The organism is Pseudomonas sp. PS02303 (assembly GCF_029959925.1).
Classification (GTDB): domain Bacteria; phylum Pseudomonadota; class Gammaproteobacteria; order Pseudomonadales; family Pseudomonadaceae; genus Aquipseudomonas; species Aquipseudomonas mandelii.
Window position 1 is genome coordinate 1 of the sequence record NZ_JASCOM010000331.1, and the last position, 5,674, is coordinate 5,674.

Below are 5,674 nucleotides of genomic sequence, written 5' to 3' on the forward strand. Positions count from 1 at the left end.
AGCGAGGCTTGCCCGCGAAGGCATCCTAATAGTCAACATCTCTGTTGAATGAGATGGCCTCTTCGCGGGCAAGCCTCGCGCCTACAGGGATCGGTGTTGGATGTGACATTGAGACAAGTACCCAAAACCCATGAAATCGGCGCTATGACCCAAGCACTCATCGAACTGTCCGACCTGGGCTTCAGCTGGCCCGGTCACCCGCCGCTGCTGGACATCCCGGCGTTTCGCCTGGAGCCCGGCGAAACCCTGTTCCTCAAAGGCCCCAGCGGTAGTGGCAAGACCACCCTGCTTGGCCTGCTTGGGGGCGTTCAGAAACCCGACCGCGGCAGCATTCGCCTGCTGGGCCAGGAGCTGACCGAACTCGGCGCCGGCGCGCGTGACCGCTTTCGCGTCGATCACACCGGCTATATCTTCCAGCAGTTCAACCTGCTGCCGTTTCTCTCGGTGCGCGAGAACGTCGAGTTGCCCTGCCACTTTTCCAAACTGCGCGCCGAGCGGGCGAAACAGCGCCACGGCAGCGTCGACCAGGCCGCCGCCACTTTGCTGGCTCACTTGGGCCTGAAGGATGAAAGCCTCCTCAGCCGCCGCGCCGATTCGCTGTCCATCGGCCAGCAGCAACGGGTCGCCGCCGCGCGCGCGTTGATTGGTCAGCCGGAGCTGGTGCTCGCCGACGAACCGACCTCGGCCCTGGACTACGACGCTCGCGAAAACTTCATTCGCCTGCTGTTCGCCGAATGCCGTGAAGCCGGCTCGAGCCTGTTGTTTGTCAGCCACGATCAAAGCCTCGCGCCGCTGTTCGATCGCCACCTGTCGCTGGCCGAACTCAATCGCGCCGCCACCCCGTTCGAGGTCTGAGATGTATTTGTTTCGTCTAGCCCTGGCCAGCCTGGCTAACCGCCGCTTTACCGCGATCCTCACCGCGTTCGCCATTGCCCTGTCGGTCTGCCTGCTGTTGGCCGTGGAACGGGTGCGCACCGAAGCCAAGGCCAGTTTCGCCAGCACCATCAGCGGCACCGACCTGATCGTCGGCGCGCGTTCCGGTTCGGTGAACCTGTTGCTGTACTCGGTGTTCCGCATCGGCAACGCCACCAACAACATTCGTTGGGACAGCTTCGAACACTTCGCCAACAACCCGAAAGTGAAGTGGGCGATCCCGATGTCCCTCGGCGATTCCCATCGCGGTTATCGCGTGATGGGCACCACCGAGGCGTACTTCGAGCACTACCAATACGGCCATCAACAGCACCTCGAAGTGGCCGATGGCCGCGCCTTCGCCAGCGATCCGTTCGAAGTGGTGCTCGGGGCCGAAGTGGCCGATGCGCTGCATTACAAACTCGGCGACAAACTGGTTCTGGCCCACGGCGTGGCAGTGATCAGCCTGGTCAAGCACGACGACAAACCGTTCACCGTAGTCGGCATTCTCAAACGCACCGGCACCCCGGTGGACCGCACGCTGCACATCAGCCTCGGCGGCATGGAAGCGATTCACGTCGACTGGCACAACGGCGTGCCGGCCCAGGGCAAAGGCCGGATCAGCGCCGATCAGGCACGCAACATGGACCTGACGCCACAAGCGATCACCGCCTTCATGCTCGGCCTCAACAGCAAGATTTCGACGTTCGCCGTGCAGCGCGAGATCAACGAATTCCGTGGCGAGCCGATGTTGGCGATCCTGCCCGGTGTGGCGCTGCAAGAGCTGTGGAGTTTGATGAGCACGGCGGAAAAAGCCTTGTTCGTGGTGTCGCTGTTTGTGGTGCTGACCGGTTTGATCGGCATGCTCACGGCGATTCTCACCAGCCTCAACGAACGACGGCGCGAGATGGCGATTCTGCGCTCGGTCGGCGCCCGGCCCTGGCACATTGCGACGTTGCTGGTGCTGGAGGCGTTTGCCTTGGCACTGGCCGGCGTAATGGCCGGGCTGGGGCTTTTGTATGTGGGCATCGCCCTCGCCCAAGGCTATGTGCAAGCCAATTACGGTTTGTACCTGCCACTGGCCTGGCCCAGCGAGTATGAATGGACGCTGCTCGGTGGCATCCTGATCGCCGCGTTGCTGATGGGCAGCGTGCCGGCGTGGCGCGCGTATCGCCAATCCCTGGCCGATGGCCTGTCGATCCGACTATGAGGACGTTAATGATGCCCCGCGCTCTGCTTGCGCTGTTGATGCTGGTCGCCCTGCCGCTGTGGGCGGCCGAGCCGAAAGAGCTGACCTGGTCGGAAATGATCCCGCCGGACGCCGCACCGGAAGTGCCGAACATGACACCGCTGCACGACCTGTCGCAGATGAGCAGCGCGCTGGAATCGGCGCCCGCCGCCAGACAAGACATGCCCAATGCACCTGTGGTGAAAAACCTCGACGGGCAGAACATTCGCTTGCCGGGTTACATCGTGCCGCTGGAAGTGAGCGAGGAAGGTCGCACCACGGAGTTTTTGCTGGTGCCGTATTTCGGCGCCTGCATCCATGTGCCGCCACCGCCGTCGAACCAAATCGTGCACGTGAAAAGCGAAGTGGGCGTGAAGCTGGATGAGCTGTATCAGCCGTACTGGATCGAGGGCGCGTTGCAGGTCAAAGCGTCGACCAGTGAGCTGGCGGACGCGGGGTATCAGATGGAGGCGGACAAGATTTACGTGTATGAATTGCCGGAGTGAATCCGGCGATTCTGTATTGCTTGATCGATAGCTATCGCGAGCAGGCTTGCTACCACAGGGGATCACCAAATCTCTGTGGGAGCGAGCCTGCTCGCGATGAGGCCATCTGCCGCACAACAAAAACAAGGCCATCACTGTTTCATTGAGCTGAGTCAAAAGACCGTATCAGACGCCTCCGTACCATTGGACATCGAATATTTTTAACGTCCTTTGGAGCTCCTATGCACAAGTCCTTGCTCAGCGCTTCGCTGTTTGCCGTCGCGCTCGCAGCCCCGCTCGCTTACGCCCACGAAGCCGGTGACATCCTGGTTCGTGCCGGTGCAATCACCGTCAACCCGAAAGCCGACAGCTCCAGCGTCAAGGTCGATCAAGGCCCTCTGGCCGGCGCCGACCTGGGTGGCAAGGCGACCATGAGCAGCGACACGCAACTGGGTCTGAACTTCGCTTACATGATCGACAGCCACTGGGGGATCGAACTGCTCGCCGCCTCGCCATTCGAGCATGACGTGAAGATCAAAGGCACCGCCCTGGGCGCAGCCAACGGCAAACTCGGCACCCTGAAACACCTGCCGCCAACCCTGAGCGTTGTGTACTACCCACTGGACGCGAAGTCTGTATTCCAGCCATATGTCGGCGCCGGCATCAACTACACCTGGATCTACGACGAGCACGTCGGCAGCGAAGCACAAGCCAACGGCTTCAGCAATTTCAAGGCGGATAACTCTTGGGGCATGGCGTTTCAGGTTGGTGCTGACTACATGATCACCGACAACATCATGCTCAACGCCCAGGTGCGCTACATCGACATCGACACCACGGCGACCGTGGAAAACAACGCCGTGGCGCCGGGTACTCGTGCCAAGGTCGATGTGGACGTCGACCCGTTCATCTACATGGTTGGTCTGGGTTACAAGTTCTAAACCCACACACACAAAAAAGGCGCCTCGAAAGGCGCCTTTTTCATGATCGTTCCCACGCTCCGTGATGGGAACGATCTATCGTCCCAACAACCGCGCCAAGCCAACATTCATCGGTGTCTGCTCAGGGTAGGTAAACCGCTCCAGCAACCGCCGATTGTTCGCTCGCGAGTGGCGGATGTCACCGGAACGTGCCGGGCCGTAACTCACCGGGGGCAATTGACCGACCACCACCTCCAGCGCCTCAAGCATTTGCTTGAGAGAAGTTGCCTGGTTCCAGCCGACATTGACCGCGCCGACTTCGACCTGCGGTTGCTCGATGGCTTGCACCAACAAATCCACCAAATCTTCAACGTAGACGAAATCGCGTGTCTGCTCGCCATCACCAAACACGGTGATCGGCAGGCCTTTCTGCGCGCGCTCGCTGAAAATACTGATCACGCCGGAATACGGCGAGGATGGATCCTGACGCGGTCCGAAAATGTTGAAGAAGCGGAAAATCACCGGCTCCAGACCATGCTGGCGACGGTAGAAATCGAAGTAATACTCGCTGGCCAGTTTGTCCGACGCATACGGTGTCAATGGCGCCTTGGGCGTGTCTTCATCGATCGACTCGCCTTCGCCATTGTTGCCGTAGACCGCCGCGCTGGAGGCGTACAGCACTCGCTTGACGCCAGCCTGACGCATGGCTTCGCAGACATTCAGCGAGCCGATGAAATTGCTGCGGTGAGTCTTCACCGGATCGTCCACCGAGGCCTGCACTGACGCCACCGCGGCCAGATGCGCCACGGCGCTGCAACCGAGCATGGCCTGGGCCACCAGCGCAGCATCGGCGACGTCACCCACAACGAGTTCGACCTTGGGATTGTCCAGCGGCAGGTTGCTGCGTTTGCCGGTGGACAAGTCATCAAGAATTCGCACCGAATGGCCTTTGGCAAGCAAGGCATCGGTCAGGTGCGAGCCGATGAAACCGGCGCCGCCGGTGATTAAAACAGGGCCGTCAGCCATGGCGATAGAACCTATCCAGTAAGCCCGGGAGTGCCGCGCGCCAGGCGCGGGGCTTGATTCCGAAGGTGTGCAGTATTTTCTTGCAGGCCAGCACCGCGTGTTGCGGCTCTTCGGCGGCGTCCGGGCGCGCGGCGTGAGCCTGGGCGGTCGGCGCTTCGATGGCCAGCGGATGCAGGCTGCGGGCTTCGGTCAGGATCGCCTGCCCCAGCGCCAGCGGCGTGGTCGCCTCATGCCCGGCGTAATGATAGGTGCCCCACAGCGGCGCCGCACAATCGAGCTGCTTGAGTACCGAAATGATCACCCGCGCCGCGTCGTCGACCGGAGTCGGGTTGCCCCGGCGGTCGTCGGCCATCAGCAATTCTTCAGGCTGTTCGGCGCGACCGAGGAAGCGCCCGAGAGTGCCGTCGGGGCTGTCATCGAGCAGCCAGCCGAAACGCAACAGCACGTGTTGCGGGCAGGTAGCGCGCACGCTTTGTTCGATCCGCCACAAGGCCTGACCGCGCAAGCCCAATGGCACCGGTTCGTCTTTTTCGCTGTAGGCGGTCGCCCGGGAGCCGTCGAACACGCGATAGCTCGACGGTTGCAGCAGCACGATGTTGTGGTGCTGGCACAGTTCGGCCAGACGCTCGATCGCCCGCTCCTGCCCGGCCAGACGCTGTTCGCTAACCGTCTCCGCCTGAAACCAGTCGAAGTAGTAGGCGAGATTGATCAACGCGTCCGGGCGGGTGTCGTCGAGCAGTTGCGTCAGGCTCGCGGCATCCCAGCCGTCTTGCGGTGGGCGGGGGGCGAGGAAACCGATGTCTTCCTCCGCACCGAGGCGAATCAGCGCCTGCCCAAGGGCATTTCCGCCGCCCAGTAACATAAGGCGCATTCGCATAGAGTCAGCAGGCCCAGTCTGATTGGAACGATGGCTTTATCGACAGCGCCCGTGGGCGATGTCGTTGATAGTTGCCGGAATCGTTGCATTTTGCGGGTTTAGTGCGCAACCGTCATCCGTAAAGTGTAGATCCCCGGGATTTGTGGTGCCTGTCCCGACCCCATCGCGAGCAGGCTCGCTCCCACAGGGGGCTGCGGCGCACACAAATCCAATGTGGGAGCGAGCC

6 protein-coding genes are annotated in these 5,674 nt (G+C 61.6%); 4 read left to right on the forward strand and 2 right to left on the reverse strand.

Annotation, left to right across the window (positions count from 1 at the left end; genetic code table 11):
- Positions 1-144 precede the first annotated feature (144 nt).
- The 4 genes from QMX98_RS31795 to QMX98_RS31810 all read left to right on the forward strand — a co-directional run bounded on the left by QMX98_RS31795 (position 145) and on the right by QMX98_RS31810 (position 3,566).
- Positions 145-855 carry an ABC transporter ATP-binding protein gene (locus QMX98_RS31795; protein ID WP_282411936.1) on the forward strand — a complete coding sequence of 237 codons (711 nt, stop codon included), beginning with the start codon at positions 145-147 and terminating at the stop codon, positions 853-855.
- Position 856: 1 nt separating this feature from the next.
- A complete protein-coding gene (locus tag QMX98_RS31800) occupies positions 857-2,122 on the forward strand; it encodes an ABC transporter permease (protein ID WP_102593808.1) in 1,266 nt (421 codons plus the stop codon).
- An 11-nt stretch (positions 2,123-2,133) separates the two neighbouring features.
- The gene (locus tag QMX98_RS31805) at positions 2,134-2,646 is read left to right on the forward strand and encodes a DUF3299 domain-containing protein (RefSeq protein ID WP_042932995.1); all 513 of its coding nucleotides are present in this window, start codon (positions 2,134-2,136) and stop codon (positions 2,644-2,646) included.
- Between the two features lie 221 nt (positions 2,647-2,867).
- Positions 2,868-3,566, forward strand: a complete 699-nt coding sequence (locus tag QMX98_RS31810) for an OmpW family outer membrane protein (protein WP_010467312.1) — start codon at positions 2,868-2,870, stop codon at positions 3,564-3,566.
- A 75-nt stretch (positions 3,567-3,641) separates the two neighbouring features.
- Here the strand turns inward: QMX98_RS31810 and QMX98_RS31815 are convergent, their stop codons facing one another.
- Together QMX98_RS31815 and QMX98_RS31820 are read right to left on the reverse strand one after the other, a co-directional pair.
- The gene (locus QMX98_RS31815; RefSeq protein ID WP_010467311.1) at positions 3,642-4,571 is read right to left on the reverse strand and encodes an NAD-dependent epimerase/dehydratase family protein; all 930 of its coding nucleotides are present in this window, start codon (positions 4,569-4,571) and stop codon (positions 3,642-3,644) included.
- Positions 4,564-5,448, reverse strand: a complete 885-nt coding sequence (locus tag QMX98_RS31820) for a sugar nucleotide-binding protein (protein WP_010467310.1) — start codon at positions 5,446-5,448, stop codon at positions 4,564-4,566. The genes QMX98_RS31815 and QMX98_RS31820 overlap by 8 nt, the downstream gene beginning before the upstream one ends.
- Positions 5,449-5,674: the final 226 nt, after the last annotated feature.

Excerpts from the sequence above, each read along its gene's own strand:
- QMX98_RS31795 (WP_282411936.1), top strand. The coding sequence starts at position 145 with ATGACCCAAGCACTCATCGAACTGTCCGACCTGGGCTTCAGCTGGCCC.
- QMX98_RS31800 (WP_102593808.1), top strand. The coding sequence starts at position 857 with ATGTATTTGTTTCGTCTAGCCCTGGCCAGCCTGGCTAACCGCCGCTTT.
- QMX98_RS31805 (WP_042932995.1), top strand. The coding sequence starts at position 2,134 with ATGCCCCGCGCTCTGCTTGCGCTGTTGATGCTGGTCGCCCTGCCGCTG.
- QMX98_RS31810 (WP_010467312.1), top strand. The coding sequence starts at position 2,868 with ATGCACAAGTCCTTGCTCAGCGCTTCGCTGTTTGCCGTCGCGCTCGCA.
- QMX98_RS31815 (WP_010467311.1), bottom strand. The coding sequence starts at position 4,571 with ATGGCTGACGGCCCTGTTTTAATCACCGGCGGCGCCGGTTTCATCGGC.
- QMX98_RS31820 (WP_010467310.1), bottom strand. The coding sequence starts at position 5,448 with ATGCGAATGCGCCTTATGTTACTGGGCGGCGGAAATGCCCTTGGGCAG.